The following is a 1,992-nucleotide window of genomic DNA, read 5'->3' as shown; positions in this document are numbered from 1 at the left end:
GCATCCTGCGTCAGGAGGCTCTGATAATAACTCATCAGACCAATTAACTGTGAAAAGCCTGCCCGGTACGCTGTCATAGCATCCATTGATACATTTAAATCCGGAACTGTAAGCTGTTTTCCTTCTACCTCACCGGATACCGTTGAAAAAGAATGTACCTTGGATGCATAAACATTGGTATCTAATTTTATCAGCCTGATAATTAGTTACTGATATAGCAGGACTTCCTGTTCTTGCTATCAAAATAGACCTTATAAACTCCAGCATAGAGTCCATATTCTGTGTGTCATTTTGATTTCATCAAACAATAGTTCTGTGTAAGAATGAAAACACCAACTTGAAACAAGTCAGTAAAATCAATGTTTTACAGTACCTTAGAAATAAAATGTCAGACAAATCCTTTTGTATACCTGAGGGCAAATTTCGCCATAAGGAGTCCTTTCCCCTTTAGGTAAATGACAAAAAGCTATTATTAATCTCTGTATGTCATTCACTTCGTGAACAGACAGAGAGTAAAATAGCTTTTTGAGTTAAGGGTTTTGGAGTCCTAAAGTATAACCATAATTAAATTTATATATTTTATTCAACTACATCTTCACCATATACACCATCATTTTGATATTGCAAAATAAGATTATACATTTCTTCAACATCTAATTGGCATAACTCCGCCTCTTCATTTGTAATTTCAATTCTTTTTTTCTTTATCATATGCGCTCCTGCATCATACTGAAGATAATATTGCCCTTTGTTTTCCAGTAGACTAATACCCTCATCTTCTATAATTAACTTCATTTTAAAGCACCTCTATTCAAATAAATGTTTATATGTATATGTTCCTTCTTTCGCCGGATTAATAACTGCTTCTTTTATTCCACCACTTGTATAGCCGCCTGGTTCCCAGTATTCCGGTCATGCACCTAATTCATTGCCAGATGGAAGTCTTAAACTAGATGTGTCCTGAATTGTCACTATAACAGGATTACTTCCTAAATATCCTTTGTCTAATCCCAAAACACTTTCTATTTTAGCCACATCCCCATCTGCGTTTCGAATTATTTCACTTAGTTCATCCCCAGACATTACAAATGTACCACCTTTACCACCAATTGTTCCTGATGGCTCACTTGGCATTATTTTTACCGCACCACTTTTCTTGAATGAATTTAGATGATTATTAATATATTCCTCACTCAAATAAGTTTCTGGTAATGGTTTCTGTCCCTTTGGTGTGCCTTTTATTTTTTCTACTTGTTCAAGTGACAATCCCTCTTCTCTAAGTTTACTCCACGATGAATATTGCTTTCCATCCTCAAATGACATATTACCTAAGTTCGAATATCTACCACCCTTTACAGCCGAACCCACATCCGCATCATTTAATACTGCGCCACCGTCAGTTCCCACATCTCCAAGCTTCGGTTTCGCCAGTTTCTTCGCTCCTGCTTCAATTCCATTCAGTCCTTGCGCAGTTGCCATACTTGCTTCCATACCTGCTATCATTCCTGCTGTCTGGTTTCCGGTTAAATCCGTCGTACATTTCTGGGCTCCTGCACCTGCTGCTGTTGCAATCCCTTCTTTTGCAACGATTGTTGCTCCACTCCTAAATGTCAGGTTTCCTGCTGAGGCCGCCTGACCGATTGGAATCATTGCGGATGCTGCAAATGCAAAGACACTTTCTGTCAGATAATATGCTTCCTCATTTCCTTGGAATACCACATCTTTTAAGTCATTTACTGCGGTACTGTCAATATCTCCGATGCTTCCATAATAAATATCCTGGGCACCTTCCGCAGAATCTGCGACTCCATAAATAGTCATTCCGGTTTCCATAGCTACTCCAACCGCTGCAACAATGGGCGACGCTGCACCTGCAGTTGCAATAATACATGCCACCCCAACACCAACCAATACGACTCCGGCAACGGTCTTCCACACTCCCTGCGTCTCACGTTCTTCCGCTGCATCCTTTAGGTTCTGTTCCGCTTCACA

The 1,992-nt window shown here is 39.6% G+C and carries 1 protein-coding gene and 1 pseudogene; both read right to left on the bottom strand.

What is annotated here, in order from left to right; all coding sequences use genetic code 11:
- Nucleotides 1-579 precede the first annotated feature (579 nt).
- On the bottom strand, nt 580-795 hold the full coding sequence (locus LKD41_RS15455) for a hypothetical protein (protein ID WP_055147993.1): 216 nt from the start codon (nt 793-795) through the stop codon (nt 580-582).
- A gap of 117 nt (nt 796-912) precedes the next feature.
- A pseudogene (locus LKD41_RS15450) lies at nt 913-1,992 on the bottom strand (hypothetical protein); the annotation flags it as partial.

It is taken from the genome of Roseburia sp. CLA-AA-H209, assembly GCF_020687575.1.
Classification (GTDB): Bacteria; Bacillota; Clostridia; order Lachnospirales; family Lachnospiraceae; genus Roseburia_C; species Roseburia_C amylophila.
This window is presented reverse-complemented; position numbering and strand designations above follow the sequence as displayed.

Excerpts from the sequence above, each read along its gene's own strand:
- LKD41_RS15455 (WP_055147993.1), bottom strand. The coding sequence starts at position 795 with ATGAAGTTAATTATAGAAGATGAGGGTATTAGTCTACTGGAAAACAAA.